The organism is Pradoshia sp. Z4_20 (assembly GCF_058216035.1).
The window spans coordinates 1,255,333-1,274,479 of the sequence record NZ_JBZAJD010000001.1; the positions used below are offsets into that span (position 1 = coordinate 1,255,333).

Here is a 19,147-nt window from a genome sequence, read left to right on the forward strand (position 1 = left end):
GGATGTTAGAGTGTTTATTTTTGAGCAATTACGTGAACATGCACAAACAAAACCCAGCAGCGTGATTACTTCATTTAAGGGGAAAGAAACAACCTACTCAGATTTTTATCAAAAAGCACAAAACCTAGCAGGATTCTTTCAGCAAAAAGGATATCAAAAAGAGGATATCATAGCTCTTTACTTATTTAATTCGGATACCTTTTTAATTGCTTATTACGCTTGTCAGTTAGGTGGATTTTCTGTATTGCCGATCAACACAAAACTTGCCGCTCCAGAAGTGGAGTATATTATGCGGCATTCAGAAGCTAAGGCCCTTATCTATGATGCTCGTTTAAATCCAATACTAGAGAAAATAAGTTCTACTGTGGAACAGTTTAAGGATATTCTTGAAACTGGTGAAAAAAACACTATAGAGTCAGTTTTAGAGGATCGTTCTATCCCTTTCCGGCAAGAGCACATAGACAAAGAAGATACTGCTGTTATTTTCTATACATCTGGAACTACAGGTAAACCAAAGGGTGTATGTTTATCAGCAGAAAATGTACGAGCTATTGCTGATATCTGGGCACAGTCACTAGAAACAACTTCTGAGGATCGTACACTAATCGTTACTCCTTTATTTCACTGTGCAGCCAGTCATTGCTTTTCTATCCCAACAATCGTAAACGGCGGTACAGTCATTATTGAAGAAACTTTTATAATCGAACAAACTTTGAAAGCAATGGAGAGGGAAAAAGTTACGATCTTTTTTGGAGTTCCCGCCATTTATAGTACGTTATTAAATGCACCTCAAATGCACGAAGCCGATTTATCTCATCTACGGTTATTTACATACGGAGCGGCCCCTATGCCATATGAGCTCGTTAAACGATTAAAGACCTATTATCCAAATGTAAAGGTTCAAAACCTATATGGGCAAACAGAAAACTCTCCAGGGGCAACAACTCTAAAAGATCATTATGCACTAGAAAAAATCGGTTCAGTTGGAGAGCCTTTACCCCATACACAGGTTCGCGTCGTGAGTGAAGATGGAGAGGACGTTCCTCCTTTTACTGTCGGAGAAATCATTGTTAAAGGTCCACAAGTAATGAAAGGGTATTTAAAAAATGAAGAAGCAACTCGCATGACACTCAGAGATGGGTGGTTGTACAGCGGAGATTTGGGTCGGTTAGATGAAAACGGATTGTTATATATTGTTGATCGAAAAAAAGATTTGCTCATTCGTGGAGGAGAAAATGTCTATCCAGTTGAAATTGAAGAGGTTTTATATCAATTAGATGAAATTTTGGAAGCAGCTGTAGTGGGTATTCCTCATCCTGTTTATGGAGAAGTTCCAAAGGCATTTATTGTGCTAAAAGAGGGACGACATCTATCAGCAGAGCATATTCAAACCTACTGTCAAAAAAATCTCGCAAAATATAAAGCTCCTGAGACAATTGTCTTTGTGGAAGAATTACCACGAAATGCGAGCGGGAAAGTGCTAAAACATACTTTGCGAGATTATCATGTGAGGGCATAGGGAAGATTCATTTAAATTAGGTGATAAATGGTTGCTCAGCCATTCAAAAAGATCTCTCAGTCAAAGTGCTGTGAGATTTTTTGCTGTTATTCGAGTAAAAGAACCTGTAAAGCTGACTGAATAGTAATTAAATATACATAGTATACTTATCACCTTTTTCATAATTAACGTTACTTGCCATTATCATATGAGAAATAGCTTTATCGATAAGTATTTGTAGAATTTTGCTGAATTTTCAGATATAAATAAGATTGATTAATCATTTTAGGAAATTTAATATTATAATGTAGACAGACAATATATTCATACCTATGACAGAATACGTGAATATCTTTTAAAAATAATTTATATCCAGAGGAGGAAATATGAGTAACCAAAATGTTTTGCAGGCATTTTTGAAGGAAAAAGGTGTTCATTGCCCGTATCAAATTTGGTTATCAAGTCCTGAAACTTCAGATTCTATTTTAATTGAGGGCGGGGAACATTTAGGTGTTTTCGAGCCAGTGCATATAGACTTAATGGATTTTATATCTACTCAGGAAGTTAAGGAACGTAAAACATATCTTTATTTCAAATATCCTAATCAATACATAGTATCCGTCTGCTTATCTGAATCAACTAAGTTTGACGATAAAGAAATGGATTTAATGTATTATTTTCTTTATCCGATATACAGTGAGTATGCTTTACATGCAAACCGATATAAGATCGATAAAATCATAGAGAGTATCTGTCAGACTACTTCTTTGTTAGATATTGAAGAAATATTTTCTGCAATATTAAAAAATACGATGGAAGTTATTCCAACCGCTGACTTAGGTACTTTGTGGTTATATGACCGGCAATTAGATCGTATAGTTTGTAAGACTTCAGTTGGCCATGTTATGGACGGACTTTGGAAAATGAAATATAGAATAGGAGAAGGATCTATTGGACAAATGTTCATGAATGGAACTCCGGAGCTCGTGAAGGATACTTCTAAGCTTTTATTAAAGATGGCTACTGTTTCTCCAGAAAATAATCAATATTGGGATTCTACCTATGACTTTCCCCGTCATGTCAAATCGTTAATTTCAGCTCCAATAGCTGTTGATGGCGAAATTGAGTGTGCTATGATCCTTGGCCAGGTTAAATCAAGTAAGAGTCTAACAGAACAAGATTTACACTTGATGCAAGGCTTTTCTTCTCAAATTGGTGTAGCACTTAAAAATGCAAAGTTATTCACCGATATCAAAAATCAAAATCAACTTCTGCTCAAAAGAGACGATATCCATTCCACACTAACAAATCTATCCCTGCAGAATAAGGGGGCAAAAAAGGTAATTCGTGAGCTAAACAGAATAATAGGGAAAAAATTAATATTTGTAGACCTAATCGAAAATAGCTACATACCTGAAAGAAAAAAACTGCCCTATTCTTATACGTACCAAAAACTTTATCGTACGATTACAAACATGGAAGATGGTTTGCCATACAAAATTATTACATCTGAGCAAGAGTCCCATTGTCTATATCCAATCCGTACAGAAAATTTAATTCTTGGCTGTCTTATTATCGAGATAAAGGAACCCTTAAGTCAGCTAGACCATATCGCATTAGAACAGGGATATTCTGTCCTTGCACTTGAACTGGTTAAGAAAAAGAATTTAGTCGAGTTTTATTACAAAAACCGTCGAGAGTTATATTATGAATTGCTGCAGAGCAAAGATTCCACTACTTTATTATCTAAGGCAACTGAATTAGGAATTAAGGAGCAGGAGGAGTTTTTTTCAGTAATCCTTCAGTATATAGGAAATCAGGACGAGGAAGTGCTAGACACCTATATACACCGTTTAGTGGCTCAGTTAAAAAAAGAATTATCCTTTTATATTCAAACCATTTTCGGTGACCATAATAAAGCAATCGTTCTCTTCTGCCTTCCCGATTCCAAATCATACCCTTATATTTTGCAGATTTTAGAACAAACCATTGTGATGTGGAATGAGGAGGAAAAGGGCAGATTACTCTGCGGAGGAATCAGTTCAACATATAGCGATTTATCCCTGATTGGTAAATCTCATAATGAGGCGGAGATGGCTCTCTCATATCTTGTTTCAAAGGAAGTTCCTGATATAATAGAGTACTCGAAAATTGGACTGAACAGGTTGTTTATCAATCAAGACAAAGAAGAAATTAACCGTTTTCTGCAGGAGGTATTTGAACCCTTACAGACACCTCATCATGCAGCCAGCAAACTCGAAGAAACATTGATTACTTACTTTGAATTGAATCGATCTGCATCACAAACGGCTACTAAATTGTTTATCCATATCAATACACTTTACCAAAGATTAAAGAAGATTGAAGATTGTCTCAGTATATCATTTGAAGACGCAGAGGACATTTTACGCCTTCAACTAGCCTGTTATCTTAAGAAATCACTGAACCAAGCTTCTTAGCCTCATTTTCCACCATTATTATTGATGTTTAAAATAAAAACCTCATATATTCATTTACGAGAAGGCAATGCCTTCTCTTTGTTTATATAACTTTCTTCCACATTACCTCCTTCTCCAGCAAAAACTAGTATATAATCTTCAATTCATTACAAAGAAATTATGTAAAAACCTACATTGTATTCAAAAATCTGTATTACTAAAATACAAATTATAGTTGTTATGTTTGTGAGGAGCTTGATGATTGCCGAAGGAGGATAATGAAATGGATTTTTCTTTTACAAAAAAAGAGGAAGAATACCGTCGAACATTAAGGATATGGTTAGAGGAAAATCTACCTGAGGGTTGGATCGAAGGTAAACGAGATTTGCCAGAAAACGAAGAAGAACAAGCTCAATTTTTGAGGGACTGGCAGAAGAAAATGAATGATGGCGGATGGGTTGCCATCGCTTGGCCAGAAAAATATGGCGGTCAAAGTGCCTCGGTTATTGAAGAGATCATCTATCATCAGGAAATGGTTAGAGCAGGAGCTCCACATCTTATTAATTATATTGGAATCCATATGGTTGGGCCGACATTAATGGATATTGGAACGGAAGAGCAAAGAGAGAAATTTATCCCCAAAATACTTAATGCTGAAGAAGTATGGTGTCAGGGTTATTCTGAACCAAATGCCGGGTCTGATTTATCTGCATTGAAAACGAGTGCTGTAAAACAGGGCGACAAATGGATTATCAATGGACAAAAAGTTTGGACGAGTTATGGGCATTTGGCAGACCGTTGTTTTCTACTTGCGAGAACCTCCAATTTAGAAAAGAAGCATAAAGGAATCACGGTATTTCTAGTAGATATGAAACAACCAGGTGTTGAAGTACGTCCCATTATTCAAATGAATGGAAAGCATGATTTTAATGAGGTCTATTTCAATGACGCTGTTGCCTATGATGAAGAAATTGTTGGCGAAATTGATGAGGGCTGGAAGGTAATGATTAATTTAATGCTCCATGAACGAACTGGAATTGGCGCACAAATATTCACTCTGGAGAAGCAATTTTCTGATTTAGTGTTGTTAACGAATGAACTGAAGGAAAATGGCCAGCCGCTCATAAAAGACCCATTTACACGACAAAAAATGGTTGAGCTCTATACTCGTTGTCGAGGTGTACTTTTAACGTATTATCGCAATATTACTACCTCTATGAAAAGAGGCTATCCTGGTGCAGAAAGCTCGATGGATAAATTAATGAGCAGCGAATTAACAAAGGATTTGTTTGAGTTTGCTGTATCCATTCAGGGTCATGAGGGTGTTTTATGGAAAGAAGATGCACTGGCCAATCCTTTTTGGCAATTAGAATATTTATCTTCCTTTGGAGTTACGATTGGCGGAGGTACAAGCGAAGTACAGAGAAATACGATTGGTGAAAGATTATTGGGATTGCCTAAGGATTTACGTTAATGAAACGGAGGTGCAATAAAAATGGATTTTTCTTTAAGTGAAGAACAGGAAATGTTTCGAGGATCGGTCCGAAAATATTTAGATGGCGCAGGGCAAACAAAGATTGCTCGGGAGATGGCGAAAAATAATATGAAGCTACTCACCAAGACATGGAAGGGTCTAGCACAATTGGGCTGTATGGGAATCACCGTGAAAGAAGAATATGGAGGCGCAGAATTAACTACAGTTGATCAAGTTCCTGTACTCGAAGAATTAGGACGTGCATTATTACCAGGATTGTATTTAGAAACCGTCGCATTTGCAGCACCGATGATTGAAAAGTTTGGTACAGCCGAACAAAAAGAAAAATACTTACCAGGAATTGCAGACGGTTCAAGAACCATTTCACTTGCATGGTTAGAGCCAGGAAAGAGTTTTAACCTGAATGATATTCAAATGACAGCAAAATATGATGAAGACACGATGATTCTTAACGGGTCTAAAACATTAGTTCCTGAAGGCAATCTGGCAGATACATATCTTGTGCTAGTTCGCTCTGAATCAGAAACGGATGGAAAAGGTATTTCTTTTGTCCTTGTAGATAGAAATGATGATGGTGTAGATTATCGAGTACTTCAATCAATGGATGAAACTCGTCATCTGACAGAAGTTAACTTTAAAAATGTAATCGTTTCCAATTCTCGAATTCTAGGTGAATTGAATAGAGGTGAGGACGCCATTGAGGAAGGACTTTTATATCTGAACGCCGCCCTTGCTTCAATGATGGTTGGAGGTATGGATAAAATCGTAGAAATGTGTGCCGAATATGCAAAAATCCGTGTTCAATTTGGCCAGCCAATCGGACGTTTTCAAGCGATAAAGCATCGAATTGCAGATATGAAACTGGATTTGGAGACGGCAAGATCGTTAAGTTACTACGCTGTTTGGGCTTTGGATGAAAAGGCAGAAGATGCAGCAGTGGCAGTTAATAGTGCTCGGGCATTTATTACAGAAGCGTATCTTCGTTTAGCGGGACATGGGATTCAGATTCATGGAGGCATAGGAGTAACAGAGGAAATTGACTGTCATCTGTATTTAAAAAGAGCTCAATACTATCAAACATATCTGGGAAATTCAAGATTATATAGAGAAAAGGCAGCTACAGCTCTTAATTGGTAGATTTTCAGCCTAAACCATCTTTAAAAACAGGAAGGGATGAGTAAGTATGCCTGTAATCCATGAACTAAAAGAATATAAAAATATTATCAACGGTAACGCAGTTCCGTCAACAACCGGTGAATTTATTGAAAGTATAAATCCCTCTACAGGTATTGCTTGGGCTAGGATACCGAGAAGCACGATAGAAGACGTAGAATATACAATTCAAGCTGCCCGCGGTGCATTTCCTAATTGGGCTGAACTTCCACCATTACAACGTGCTGAATTATTAAGGCAAATCGGCGATCGACTTACTGATCATGCTGAAGAATTAGCAACTCTGGAAACAAAGGACAATGGATGGGTCATAAGCAACACAAGCTATACGCTTATCACTTCATTAAAACAAATTTGGTATGATGCAGCCGGGCTTTGTAATTATGCAAGCAGAGGCGATACCATTCCAAAGGGACCAACAACGTTTGGTTATACGTATCGTGAACCTCTGGGAGTGGTAGTAGGGATAACACCATGGAATGCCCCTCTATTTACATTCACCATGAAAGCCGCCTATGCTTTGGCAGCAGGCAATACAGTTATTATTAAACCTTCTGAGCATGCGTCAGTTTCTTCCTTACGCTACGGAGAAATTTTGGCATCCATCTTACCTCCAGGTGTCATAAATGTCTTATCTGGATATGGAACCGAAATCGGTGATGCTTTAGTAAGCAATAAGGAAATAAATAAAATCAGTCTTACTGGCTCTAAAGCTACTGCAAGCGCAATTACCAGGGCAACTGTAAATAATCCTAAACCATTTATCTTTGAATTAGGCGGTAAATCTCCAAATATTATTTTTGAGGATGCAGACCTAGATAAAGTAATGGAAAGATTATTGCCTTATTCCATTTTTACCGGCAACGCAGGACAAATATGTGTGGCTGGATCCAGGATATTAATTCAGAAGTCCATTTTTGAAGAAGTTGTAAAAGGATTCAAGCAGGCTATGGAATCCGTGAAGCTTGGAAATACGTTAGATATGCAGACAACGATGGGCCCAATCGGTAATCTATCACAATATAAAAAAGTGACTTCCTATATAGAGCTTGGAGAAAAAGAAGGAGAAATTATTGCAGGTGGGAAATCTGGCGGTAATGTCTTATTACATGGAGATCAGGAGTTAGAAAACGGATATTGGGTAGAGCCAACACTAATAAAGGTGGATAACCACCGTCATCGTGTATGCCAGGAAGAAATCTTTGGGCCCGTAGCAGTGGTCATACCATTTGAAACAGAAGAAGAAGCTATAGCCATTGCTAATGATACGGATTTTGGTTTGGCAGCAGGAATCTGGACGACTGGTCTAGCCCGTGCAAAGCGATTAATAAGCAAGATAGATGCAGGAAATGTATGGGTGAATACGTATTCTCAGGTTGGCATTGATTTACCCTTTGGAGGATTTAAAGACAGTGGTTTTGGCACAGATTCGTTTATAGAATACACCAGGGAAAAAGCATGTGTAATAGAAATTGGATAAAAATATATCCCACTAAAGTAGACATCTATTAAGTTATGCTTACCTATTCTAATACCAATTGGAGTTGATAAAAATGTTTAATTGGTCAGATGAACGAATTTTTGATCCAGATATGCCAAGGACTATTGATTATCCTAATTTGCCGGTAGGAGCGATTTTAAAAGGAAGCGCCAGCCGTTTTGGGAACCGAACCGCTTTTATTTATCGTGATACTCATATTAGCTATGAACAGGTTTACCGTGATTCTCTTATGTTTGCTTATTCATTAAAAAAGCTTGGCGTAGAAAAAGGTACAGTCATTTCAGTTCATTTACCAACGTGCCCTCAATATATTGTTGCTTATTATGGAATTGTTTTATCCGGTGCTATATATTCACCAATTAATCCTTATTTTCCAAAAGATGATGTCTGCTTTCAGCTTCAGGATTCGGATACTGAAATTATTATTACTCATGAATCAACAGTGGATGATATACAAAGTCTGCAAGCAAACTTAAATTTAAAGAAGGTAATTGTGACCGGAGACCAGGAAATGTTTTCATATGACAACCCAGTGTATGTAAAGAATTACGGAGAGGGTTGGTATAGCTTAGCAGATTTGATTGTTTCAGGTATAGATGAGGAATTTGATCCAGGTATTGATCCAAAAAATGATCTTGTCCATATTGCGTATACGGGTGGAACAACAGGTAGACCTAAAGGTGTTATGATTACACATTCTAATTTGATTAGCAGTTTTCTGCAGACGGCAGCCTGGACGGCTGGATTATTGCCAAGAATTACAGACAATAATGGACTTGAAGTTGTACGAGTGGAGAAAGATATTGACAAATACCTAGCTAAATATCCGTGTTTGACAGAGGAAGCCATTTCACTCAGTCCTTCACCTTTGTTTCATATTTCCGGTGTTTATTCTTGTATGGCATATCCAATGTTAGTAGGATACACTGTCGTTCTCATTGATCGTTTTAAACCGACTACATTTCTTGAATATATTGAAAAATATCAAGTGACACATGTGAGCGGTTCTCCAGCTATGTGGAATGGCTTATTCGGTCATCCAGACATACATAATTATGATTTTTCATCTGTAAAGAATGCCGGATCCGGTTCCGCCCCATTAGTACAAGAGGAAATGAAACTATTAGCAAAAACATTCCCAAATGCCAAGATTGGAGAAGGCTATGGACAAACAGAAGCGACAGCAACGATCACGAATACTGTTATGTTGTGGTCTGGATTGCAAAAGATTGGAACAGTTGGACATCCACTTTTTGATACAGAAGTGAAAATCATCCCTGCAGATGGCAGCAGCGACGAACCATTACCTGTAGGATCCACAGGTGAAATATGTGCAAAAGGTCCACAAATTATGAAGGGATATTATAATAAGCCCATCGAAACAGATGAAGCGCTTAGAGATGGCTGGCTCCATACAGGAGATATCGGAATGCTGGACGAAGATGGATTCATCACCATCGTTGACCGCAAAAAAGATATGTTGATTTATAAAGGTTATAACGTCTATCCAAGCAGGCTTGAGGATGCGCTATTTAAGCATCCTGCGGTAAGCAACGCCACCGTAATCGGCAAACCTTCAGCAGGTGTGGGAGAAATCCCAAAGGCATTTGTTATTCTCAAGCCGGGAGCAACAGCAACTGTTGAAGAACTTATCGATTTTGTTAATCAGGAAGTCGTTCACTATGCAAAAATACGAGAATTGGAGATTGTTGAAGTATTTCCTGTATCACCAGCAGGTAAAATTCTTAAACGAATACTGCGTGAGAAGGAATTAAAGACAATAAATAGCCCACTATAAAATAAATCATTTTATTATTTGAGAAGATTTATAAGACTACTTTATAGATTGAATCATTCTATAGTATTTGTTAGATAAATACAAACTTTTATCATTCAACTACAGCACAATGTGGTCTGTCCATGTAACGCTATCTACTATTGGAGTGTAGAACATTACAAGACTTTGTGGATATTTATGTTGAAACCTACATTGATGCTACATGTATATTATCTTAAAATTTGCATAAACAACCGTCATTTTTACACATAAAGCCTATTAATGGGAGGCAAATCTATGGAGCTTGATAAAAGTATAATTGGTTTAGAAGGAAGCACTTTTTCCGTTGAGGTAGAAAAGCGACATATTCGTCAATTTGCGGATGCTATAGGAGATCCTAATCCTTTATATACTGACCAAGAATACGCTAAAAATACATTTTATGAGGGCATTATTGCTCCTCCAACCTTTTTAATTGCCTTAAGCAGTGAAGGAAATCATCTTCCTCTAAAACTAGACGAAAAGCGGATGCTTCATGGAGAGCAGGAGTTTATCTACTATCGTCCAATTCGCCTTGGAGATCGACTCATTTGTAAAAGCAAGGTAGCGGATTTATACGAAAAAGACGGAAATAGCGGTAAGATGCAATTTCTTGTTCTTGATACAGAATTCAAGGACGAAAGCGGAGAAATGGTAGCAATCAGCCGTATGAATATCATTTATCGAGCTGCTTTATGAAAAGATAGGGGGTCAAATGGATGGAGATACAATATCAAGATTTAAGAGCGGGACAAGCGCTTCCTGTCTTAAAAAAACCGCCCATTACAAAGGTTCAATTAGTCAAATATGCAGGTGCATCCGGCGATTTCAACCCGCTACATACTGACGATGAGTTTGCGCAAAAGATTGGCATGAATGGTGTGATTGCTCACGGAATGCTAATTATGGGCTTTTTAGGCCAATACATTATGGAGCTTGCAGGCACCACAGCTGAAATTAAACAGTTTAAGATGCGATTTGGGGCGATGACAATTCCAGGTGACTTAATAACATGTTCCTCAACTGTAGAAAAAATCTATGAGGAAGATGGCCTGAGAATGGCAGATTTGAATTTAATAGCTGAAAAGGAATCCGGATCAGTTGTTGGTTCTGGTAAAGCCACTTTAAAATTTCGTTAACTTGTACAGGAAAAGGAGGCATTAATGTGGGGGATATAAGCAATCGCTATGCCATTGTAGGAATTGGAGAGAGTGAACGATCAAGAAAATCAGGAACCACACCACTCCATATGGCTTTAGTAGCTGCACGGAATGCATTGCAGGATGCTGGGCTTGAAGCTAAAGAAATTGATGGAGTTATGAGCTATAGTACTGGTGATTCCTGCTCTTCACACCAGCTGGCAACTTATTTGGGGATACGCCCCAGTTATGTTAATGACGTCATGGGTGGCGGAAGCTCGACTGAAATGTTAATTGCAGATGCAGTTGGATTAATAGAAGCAGGCTTAGTAAAAACCGTATTAATTTGGAGATCTATGAATGGTGCTTCCGGAAAAAAGGTCGGACGAGGATATGATCCTGACATGATCCAGGAAGCAATTGATGGAGGAAGCTTCATTATTCCGTATGGTTCCGCAAGTCCATCTCAGTGGTTTGGAATGTTTGCTACAAGGCATATGTATGAAACAGGGATTACACGTGAACATCTGGGCCATGTTTGTGTAGATTTTTATGAACATGCCCAACGAAACCCTAAAGCATTCCTAAACGGACATCCATTAACAATGGAGGAATATATGGAAACGCCATACATTAGCTATCCATTTACTAAACACGATTGCTGTGTTGAATTGGATGAAGCGAATGCGATCATTGTTACGTCAGCTGAAAGGGCTAAAGATTGTAAGTCCAAACCAGTTTATATTATGGGAATTTCAGCAAGAGAATGTCATCCACATGCCCACTATTGGTCCGATTTGACTCAGGTAGCATCAGATTATGTCGCTCCACAATTATATAAATCAGCTGGTGTACAGCCATCAGATATTCAAGTAGCCTCCATATATGACTGCTTTAGCTGGGTTGTGCTTCGTCAGCTCGAAGCCTTTGGGTTTGCTCCACGTGGAGAAGTGGGGGATTTCGTTGCTGCAGGAAACTTGAGGATAGGAGGAAGCCTTCCTACCAATACAGCAGGGGGAATGCTTTCAGAAGGCTATACTCATGGAATGAATAATGTACTTGAGATCGTTAGGCAAATTCGTCACGAGTACAAAGGAACTGATCGTCAAGTTGAGAATTGTGAAATCGGAATCTGTACAGGTTGGGCGGGTCCAGATATAGCCGGTGCTATGATTCTTAGAAATTAGGAGGGATATAAAATGGCCTATCAAAAACCCATTCCACTAAAAAACCAGGATAACAAGCCTTACTGGGATTCGGCAGATAAACATGAACTTTCCATCCAGAAATGTGATTCCTGTCATAAATATCAACATCCTCCTGGTCCAGCCTGCTCAAAATGCGGCAGTCCTAAACTGAGTTGGGACTCATTCGGTAACGAAGTCTACGGAACTATTTATTCCTATATCATTTCCTATCGACCATTTCTGCCTGGTTTCCAGGACGATCTGCCGACTGTTATTGCTCAGGTCGAACTAGAAGGACTGCCTGAAATTAAAATAACAGGTAATGTTTTAAACTGTAATCCTGACGAAGTAAAGATTGGCATGGACGTCCAAATGTTTTGGCAGGATATCAACGAGGAACGAGCTCTTCCTCAGTGGAAATTGAGGTAAATAATAAATTGTTAGACTGAAACCATGATTCTTTGGCAGCAAAGAGTTATGGTTTTTGTGTTTCTTACTATAATAAAATTATTGTTTAAATCTGGGATATATTAGTAGCTAAACAGTGACATTCTAATCAAGTATTTAGTTCTAAGGTATCTTTTGTTGGCAATTTGAACACAATTCTATAAAGTATAATATAAGGATATAAAAAAACAGCAAAAGGAAGAACTCTTTGTTATTTTTAAACAAAAGTCATCAGTCCCTTTTATAGTTGAAAAAGATTAAGTTAAATAGTAAGTCGAACTTCTAAATGGGAGGGGAAAGATGAAAATTTATGTGGATGCAGATGCTTGTCCAATGAAAGATATTATTATTTCTGAAGCAAGCGATTTTGAAATACAGGTTATCCTTGTTACAAGCTTTTCTCATTTTTCTAATGCAGAACAGCCATCAGGAGTGAAAACCATTTATGTTGATTCTGGAGCAGATGCTGCAGATTTTCGAATTGTGAAGTTAGTGGAAAAAGGAGATATTATCGTTACGCAAGATTATGGTCTTGCATCACTAGGTTTAGCAAAAGGAATTATCGTCCTCCACCATAAAGGTTTTAGATATACAAATGAAAATATTGACCAATTATTACAAACACGTTATTTAAGTGCAATGGCTAGAAAAGGTGGACAGCGAACAAAAGGACCAAAGCCTTTTACAGCTGAAGACCGGGAGCAATTTAGGAATCTTTTTAAACAGGTTATTTCTGTTAAAAATTAGGCTAAACTCAGAGATTTAAAAAGGAGATAAATATTTTGAAGTATTCAAAATCGCAAATGCAACAACTAATTAAGGGAAATAAAGAACTGCATACACGCTTTAAAGAGTTAAAGGCTGAGCATGGTCTTGAAAAAAACAATGCCATCAAGGCCTTGTACCATTCAGAAGTTGCGGATGGAGGAAAGTATCAGGCAGCTTACCAAGCACTTGATCAGCTCAAAAAGTAAATCCTTATATCTTATTTACACTTAAAAAATGCTGAAGATATAAGTGGATTAAGTTAGTAACCAAAATATGAAAGTAGGTTGCTGGGTAATACAAGGTTACTGTTCAATAGAAAAGGTTATTCAGCAATCGGGCGCTTTCCCTTAAGAAGGATAGCACCCATTTTTACATTTAAGGGCCAGTTTGTGGAAGATCGAACTTTAAGTATTTAAGAGTTTGGGAAGAAATATATTTATTGTAAAGATGAAATTAGCGGAGAAACAGTTGTTATTTGAAACATATTTAATCACTTAGTAAGAGTGAGTGATATAGGTTTAATCAGAAAAGGTATTATTCTCAGTTAATAAAAAAGAGATTTACACATTTTTTATTCCTAGCTGAAACAAGATCCTACTTTGGATCTTGTTTTTCTTATAAATCGTTTTCTCCACACGGACAATAAGAAGAAAGGGTGATTTGTATATGTCATTAGTCACATACCTAGGTGACTAATGACGCATAAGCGTTATCTTTTTTTTGCTTATAAATAAGGATTTGGTTCATAAGGGTATCTGTTATATGTCATTTTTTACTGACACATAACAGATACCCTTATGAATTTTTGACATATAATAATATCTCTTTATAACGATTTTTGATATATCACTACAGATAATTGTGAATACTCCACAAGGTGTGTCCTCCATATACATACAAAAAGAAATTCTTATAGATAGTTGTTCCTAGATTAAAAAAAGATTATCCATTTAATGGTATTATTAGAATAAAGTTAGCTATTCAACTAACGGGGCAGGTTAGTGGAAGAAAGATTTGCTACTTTGCAGTGCAACCGAGGACTAAGAGAAGTTCAAAGAAGCGTTAACGAACTGCTATTTGATATATAATTTAGAAAAACCTATAGAGGGATAAGTCCACACATTTAATAGTAAAAAAACAAAAGATATATTTTCATAAGACAAGGTTATTTATGTCTTCTTTTTTGTTAACATCGCCCTTTAGTATAGAGATGTTGAAAAAAGAAGGTCAAGATTTTTTAGCCTGATCTATCGCAAAGCGAATTGTTACTCCAATTGCCCCACCTATTCCCATCAAAACAGCAACGTCTATAAAATTCTTAGATGGTATATCCTTGAAAACCAAATCAAAAATCCACATCAGCACTAAGACTGTAGCAATCAAACTCAATATACGTAACAAACCTTTTATCATTATTTTCCTCCTGTGTAATTTTTTTTAATTGTATCACAACTGTACTATTTATACCGATTAGTTACTTATTACATAAACCAGGGCTGCAGGGCTTTATTTTTATACCGAAAGTTTGGTGTTTAGCACACCTTCTTAATCTGTAAAAAAGGGGGAATTAGCAGATTAAGACTGTCATAAGACGTTCAGTTATTATGCGACTAAAGGGGCAGGTTAGCTTTGAAATTCTTTGCTTATGTACACGAAGCATATCGAAGAGTAATGAGAAAAGAACTTTATTATGCACTGAATTGTCTTGATAGTTTGAGACTATCAATGGTAACAGGTTGGTATATGGCTGCTAGTATTCAGCCTAACGCATTTGGAGACTGGGCAAAACTAGAAGGTAGCCGAAGTGAATTATCTGATATACAACTTGGACTACTTGAACAATGGCAATGTAGCCGAGATCCAATTGAGATAATGGTTGTAGTAAATAAAATTATCCCAGAGTTTAAAAAGGTCCATAAAAGTTTATGCATTGTTCTTGGCATAGAGGAAAAAGAAGAATGGATTGAAGAAATTTTAAATATAGCTCTTTAAAAGGAAAATATTTATAGTGTGAAAAGTTGTACTTAAGCTATCGAGGGCATTGATCTAAGGATGATTAATGCCTTTTTATGTTGAACTTCTTATTGTAGAAACGGGGCAGGTTAGCGGAAGAAGGATAATATGAAAACTATGACGAATAAAGTAAGTTAGATGATTTTTGGGAGGGAGCAACTTTGGACAAGCAAAAGCCGACAATAATGGTAGTAGGCACATTTCATATGCGGTATACACCAGATTTATATAAATATGAAGTTGATAATTTGCTAAATGATAGAAGGCAAAAGGAAATAAGAGAAGTTGTAGATAAAATAAAAAGGTTTAATCCAACCAAATTAGCATTTGAAGTAGTTAAAGAAAAAGAAGAAGAATTAAATCAAGATTATAGTCTGTATTTAAAAAATGAGTTTGAGTTAACCATTGATGAAGTTCATCAATATGGTTTTAGAATTGCTTCTGAATCAGGTCATAAAAAGGTATATGCAGTTGATTGGATGAAAACCGTCGGGAACCGAGGAATTGGTCAGGTATATGATTGGGCAAAAAGTGAACAGCCAGACCTATATAACTACATACACGAAAAGTATCATCCAGAAAAAGACTATAATATTGGCGATAAAAGCCTAGTTGAGTTGATGAAAGAACTAAATGAAGAAGTTGGAGTAAAAAAAGAGCACGAAATGTATATGGCAGTAGCACGTATTGGGAAAGGAGATGACTATGTAGGAATTGACTGGCTAAGATGGTGGTACCAAAGAAATTTAATAATTTACTCTAACTTGACAAAGATAACACATTCTTCTTCAGACAGAATCATTTTAATAATAGGAGCAGCCCACATACATTTAGTTTCCCAATTTCTCGAAGAAAGTGGTATGTATAACGTAGAGCCAGCAATAAATTATCTTGATTTTTAACAAACGAAGGCATAAGCGGAAGTTCACGGCTGTCAAATTGACGGTCTTTTCTTATGCGGCTAAAGGGCAGGTTAGCGGAAGAAGGAATGTAATACTTTAAGGGGGATTACTATGCAAGATTTAGAAGTCAGGAAAAAGTTCTTTTTGTCGCTTCTTATTTTCCCGCCAATTTGTCTCTTGATTAGAACATACGATGAACTGTCATTGGTAAAGGAAGGCATACTGACTACGGATATGTATGTTTTGATTTTAATTACAATAGTCGGAATAGTTGGGTATGTGAATGCCAAAAAGAAAAATAAACAGTAAATAGATATCAGTATGTTCTAGTCGTTATTAGACAAACGGGGCAGTTTAGTTGAAGAAGGAGAATTTAAACGTTTTGTTGAAATCATTACTTTATAAAAATATATGAGGGGGGAATATAAATGGTCTTGCAAAGAATTAGCCTAATTACTATCGGTGCATTCAATTTGCCTATTTTACGTTCGTTCTATAAAAATTTAGGATGGGAAGAAACAGAGATAAGTTCTGATAATTACGCTGTCTTTAAAACGGCAGGTGTTAATCTTTCAATATTTCCTATTGAGGAATTGGCTAAGGATGCAGCAGTTGAAATTACTCAAAGCGTAGATACCTTTCGTGGAGTATCTTTTTCAATCAACGTAGATAAACCCGAAGAAGTTGATACAACAATTGATGCTATTAAAAAAGCAGGTGGGAATATTCTAAGAGAACCAAGCGATGCCTTCTGGGGAGGAAGAACAGCTTATTTTTCGGACCCTGAAAACAACCTTTGGGAGATTGCTTGGAATCCAGATTCAGTATTCGATGAACGTGGAGCTATGATTTCCTTTTAATAGGTTCTTACTTATGTATGCCTTGTATCAGTTTTCTTAAAGTACCAGGGCATTACTCTGAAGGGCTGTGATCAGCTGTTTTTTGTTATTCCGTTAAAGGGGCAGGTTAGTGCAAGAAGGATTTGCTATCATACATATCGAATTATAAAGTTGTAATATTGGAAGTCGTGGCTAATAGAGAGAAGGGTGAATATGAAGCTGTTGGTGAGTCTTGTTGTTTTTCTTTTAGCAGCATTTTTAGTGGAGAAAATAGTGAGGAAATTTCTTGGTGTAAAGAAAATAGACCTTTCCGAAACTCCTGGAAAATCAATTGAACATTGGGGAAGAGTGTTGATAGGTATACTTTTTATGTTTACCTATTTGTTTGCCCTTGAAAAGGAATCGGATGACCTTTTAAAGTGGAATTTGATTCTATTTTTAACAGCATTAACGTGTTTACAAGTTATATTGGAATGGAAGTATCTAAAGGAATCAAAACAATATATTTCAACGATTATAAGTTCGATGATAATTATTCCTATCTTTTTTTTCGTTGTTCACTTTTACTACTAAAGGGGCAGTTTAGCTCAATAAGGAATTTTCATTATTTTACAATAAAACAAAAATACTATAGTATTAATAGACATCTATAGTGATTTGGAGTTTTTATAATGCTAAATGCTTTATACCCTAGTATTGTTATAATATCTTTTTTTATGATGTTTTTTGGATTTAAATTTTTAAAAGGTTCTATATCTTCATTGCGTTATTTTTATTGGATTATTTTTGGTATTTATATCGCAGGTATGGTTGTTCTAACGTTCTTTCCTTTTCCCTATCAAAAATTCTTAATTCAAACAATGATAGAGGATAACTTAGGTTTAAAACATAATTTCATTCCCTTTAAAGGTGTTTTGGAACTATTATCTCCTGAGTATCTTTCAATAGGTTTGAGACAATTTGGTGGGAATATTTTATTGTTTGTTCCACTAGGTTTTGGTGTGTCTATTTTGTTTTTTAAAATGAAACCTAAATCTATTATAGCCGTTGGATTTTTTGTAAGTTTAAGTATTGAGATTTTACAGGCTATATTAGGATTCATTATAGGTTATAACTATCGTGCATTTGATGTTGATGATCTTATTCTGAACACTGTAGGTACTATTATAGGCTTAATCATATTTAAAGCACTCTTTAAGTTTTTAAACAACAATAATTTACTTTTAGATAAAGAGCAAAAAGCTACAGTGTAAATTATATACAATCAATATAAATAGACCTAAAATATCAACTTTATGATATCTTTAGGTCTATTTTTTATTCTTCCATTTAGTGTAGAGCACTATCTGTTTAATGATAATAAAGTTATTTAATTTGCTATACAGTTAAAGGGGCAGTTTCGTATTATATAGTTCAGCCAGAACTTTCTGGTTGAACTTTTTTCATATGAATTTAATCTATCAGTAGCCAGGGTAGAACGTAAGGGGCAGTGGGACAAATGATCCCGTCCGCTAAACTGTTCACCCCCTAATTGTAGAAATATGTTTGAGGCTGGTTGGGACTGAGATCTCGTATAACAAGCGAAGCTATAATACTACTTGGAGGAAATAGGGGTACTGGTGAATTTATCAGAGGAGGAGAAAGAATGAACCCAGTTGTGGGTATAGATATAGCCAAAGAAGAAAGTGAAGTACAGGCTTTTTTAGATAAAGGAAAGCCATATGGAACAGTTTTTCGATTAAGCATAATCGTGAAGAGTTGGAGAAGTTTATCTATTTCTTAGAAGAAATGAAGGAAACAACTGGGCAGATGCCTGTGGTTATATTGGAATCAACAGGACATTATCATACACCCGTTGTTCAATGCTTAGAAGAGAATGACATACTTTATATCTTATTGAATCCAATCATTTCTCATCAAGCGAAGAAGGC

Annotated in this window: 19 protein-coding genes and 1 pseudogene; 19 read left to right on the plus strand and 1 reads right to left on the minus strand. The window is 36.4% G+C overall.

All coding sequences use genetic code 11. The annotated features are described in order from the left end of the window. Nucleotides 1-10 precede the first annotated feature (10 nt). The 12 genes from AC4BHP_RS05910 to AC4BHP_RS05965 all read left to right on the plus strand — a co-directional run bounded on the left by AC4BHP_RS05910 (nt 11) and on the right by AC4BHP_RS05965 (nt 13,668). On the plus strand, nt 11-1,519 hold the full coding sequence (locus AC4BHP_RS05910; RefSeq protein WP_490551609.1) for a class I adenylate-forming enzyme family protein: 1,509 nt from the start codon (nt 11-13) through the stop codon (nt 1,517-1,519). A 365-nt stretch (nt 1,520-1,884) separates the two neighbouring features. Beyond that, entirely contained in the window at nt 1,885-3,957 is a 2,073-nt protein-coding gene (locus tag AC4BHP_RS05915; protein ID WP_490551612.1) for a helix-turn-helix domain-containing protein, read from the plus strand. Between the two features lie 262 nt (nt 3,958-4,219). Next, nucleotides 4,220-5,410 (plus strand): acyl-CoA dehydrogenase family protein, encoded by a 1,191-nt coding sequence (locus AC4BHP_RS05920; protein WP_148629722.1) that lies wholly within the window; start codon nt 4,220-4,222, stop codon nt 5,408-5,410. Between the two features lie 21 nt (nt 5,411-5,431). Then, nucleotides 5,432-6,568 (plus strand): acyl-CoA dehydrogenase family protein, encoded by a 1,137-nt coding sequence (locus AC4BHP_RS05925; RefSeq protein WP_148629721.1) that lies wholly within the window; start codon nt 5,432-5,434, stop codon nt 6,566-6,568. A gap of 46 nt (nt 6,569-6,614) precedes the next feature. After that, nucleotides 6,615-8,084 carry an aldehyde dehydrogenase family protein gene (locus tag AC4BHP_RS05930; protein WP_148629720.1) on the plus strand — a complete coding sequence of 490 codons (1,470 nt, stop codon included), beginning with the start codon at nt 6,615-6,617 and terminating at the stop codon, nt 8,082-8,084. A 73-nt stretch (nt 8,085-8,157) separates the two neighbouring features. Then, nucleotides 8,158-9,903, plus strand: coding sequence for a class I adenylate-forming enzyme family protein (locus tag AC4BHP_RS05935; protein WP_490551615.1), 1,746 nt, complete (start codon nt 8,158-8,160; stop codon nt 9,901-9,903). A 276-nt stretch (nt 9,904-10,179) separates the two neighbouring features. Next, nucleotides 10,180-10,620, plus strand: coding sequence for a MaoC family dehydratase N-terminal domain-containing protein (locus tag AC4BHP_RS05940; protein WP_148629718.1), 441 nt, complete (start codon nt 10,180-10,182; stop codon nt 10,618-10,620). A 20-nt stretch (nt 10,621-10,640) separates the two neighbouring features. Then, nucleotides 10,641-11,060, plus strand: coding sequence for a MaoC/PaaZ C-terminal domain-containing protein (locus tag AC4BHP_RS05945; RefSeq protein ID WP_066103802.1), 420 nt, complete (start codon nt 10,641-10,643; stop codon nt 11,058-11,060). 26 nt (nt 11,061-11,086) lie between these two features. Next, nucleotides 11,087-12,247, plus strand: a complete 1,161-nt coding sequence (locus tag AC4BHP_RS05950; RefSeq protein ID WP_490551618.1) for a thiolase C-terminal domain-containing protein — start codon at nt 11,087-11,089, stop codon at nt 12,245-12,247. A 12-nt stretch (nt 12,248-12,259) separates the two neighbouring features. Beyond that, nucleotides 12,260-12,676, plus strand: coding sequence for a Zn-ribbon domain-containing OB-fold protein (locus AC4BHP_RS05955; RefSeq protein WP_066103806.1), 417 nt, complete (start codon nt 12,260-12,262; stop codon nt 12,674-12,676). 318 nt (nt 12,677-12,994) lie between these two features. Continuing rightward, nucleotides 12,995-13,441 carry a YaiI/YqxD family protein gene (locus tag AC4BHP_RS05960; protein ID WP_490551620.1) on the plus strand — a complete coding sequence of 149 codons (447 nt, stop codon included), beginning with the start codon at nt 12,995-12,997 and terminating at the stop codon, nt 13,439-13,441. Between the two features lie 35 nt (nt 13,442-13,476). Further along, nucleotides 13,477-13,668 carry a hypothetical protein gene (locus AC4BHP_RS05965; protein WP_066103809.1) on the plus strand — a complete coding sequence of 64 codons (192 nt, stop codon included), beginning with the start codon at nt 13,477-13,479 and terminating at the stop codon, nt 13,666-13,668. 1,021 nt (nt 13,669-14,689) lie between these two features. On the opposite strand, the gene AC4BHP_RS05970 is transcribed toward AC4BHP_RS05965, so the two are convergent. Next, entirely contained in the window at nt 14,690-14,875 is a 186-nt protein-coding gene (locus AC4BHP_RS05970) for a hypothetical protein (RefSeq protein WP_490551621.1), read from the minus strand. Between the two features lie 216 nt (nt 14,876-15,091). Here AC4BHP_RS05970 and AC4BHP_RS05975 point away from each other — a divergent pair, with 216 nt between their 5' ends. The 7 genes and pseudogenes from AC4BHP_RS05975 to AC4BHP_RS06005 all read left to right on the plus strand — a co-directional run. Beyond that, nucleotides 15,092-15,454 (plus strand): hypothetical protein, encoded by a 363-nt coding sequence (locus AC4BHP_RS05975; RefSeq protein WP_490551623.1) that lies wholly within the window; start codon nt 15,092-15,094, stop codon nt 15,452-15,454. A gap of 182 nt (nt 15,455-15,636) precedes the next feature. Then, a complete protein-coding gene (locus AC4BHP_RS05980) occupies nt 15,637-16,377 on the plus strand; it encodes a DUF5694 domain-containing protein (protein ID WP_490551624.1) in 741 nt (246 codons plus the stop codon). Between the two features lie 111 nt (nt 16,378-16,488). Then, nucleotides 16,489-16,686: a hypothetical protein gene (locus tag AC4BHP_RS05985; RefSeq protein ID WP_490551625.1), complete on the plus strand. Its 198-nt coding sequence runs from the start codon at nt 16,489-16,491 to the stop codon at nt 16,684-16,686. Nucleotides 16,687-16,805: 119 nt separating this feature from the next. Continuing rightward, complete coding sequence (locus tag AC4BHP_RS05990; RefSeq protein WP_148630922.1) at nt 16,806-17,237, plus strand: VOC family protein; 432 nt, start codon at nt 16,806-16,808, stop codon at nt 17,235-17,237. A 192-nt stretch (nt 17,238-17,429) separates the two neighbouring features. Then, the gene (locus AC4BHP_RS05995; RefSeq protein ID WP_490551626.1) at nt 17,430-17,789 is read left to right on the plus strand and encodes a DUF4181 domain-containing protein; all 360 of its coding nucleotides are present in this window, start codon (nt 17,430-17,432) and stop codon (nt 17,787-17,789) included. A gap of 98 nt (nt 17,790-17,887) precedes the next feature. Next, entirely contained in the window at nt 17,888-18,469 is a 582-nt protein-coding gene (locus tag AC4BHP_RS06000) for a VanZ family protein (protein WP_490551628.1), read from the plus strand. A gap of 392 nt (nt 18,470-18,861) precedes the next feature. Next, nucleotides 18,862-19,147, plus strand: a pseudogene (locus tag AC4BHP_RS06005) (IS110 family transposase); the annotation flags it as partial.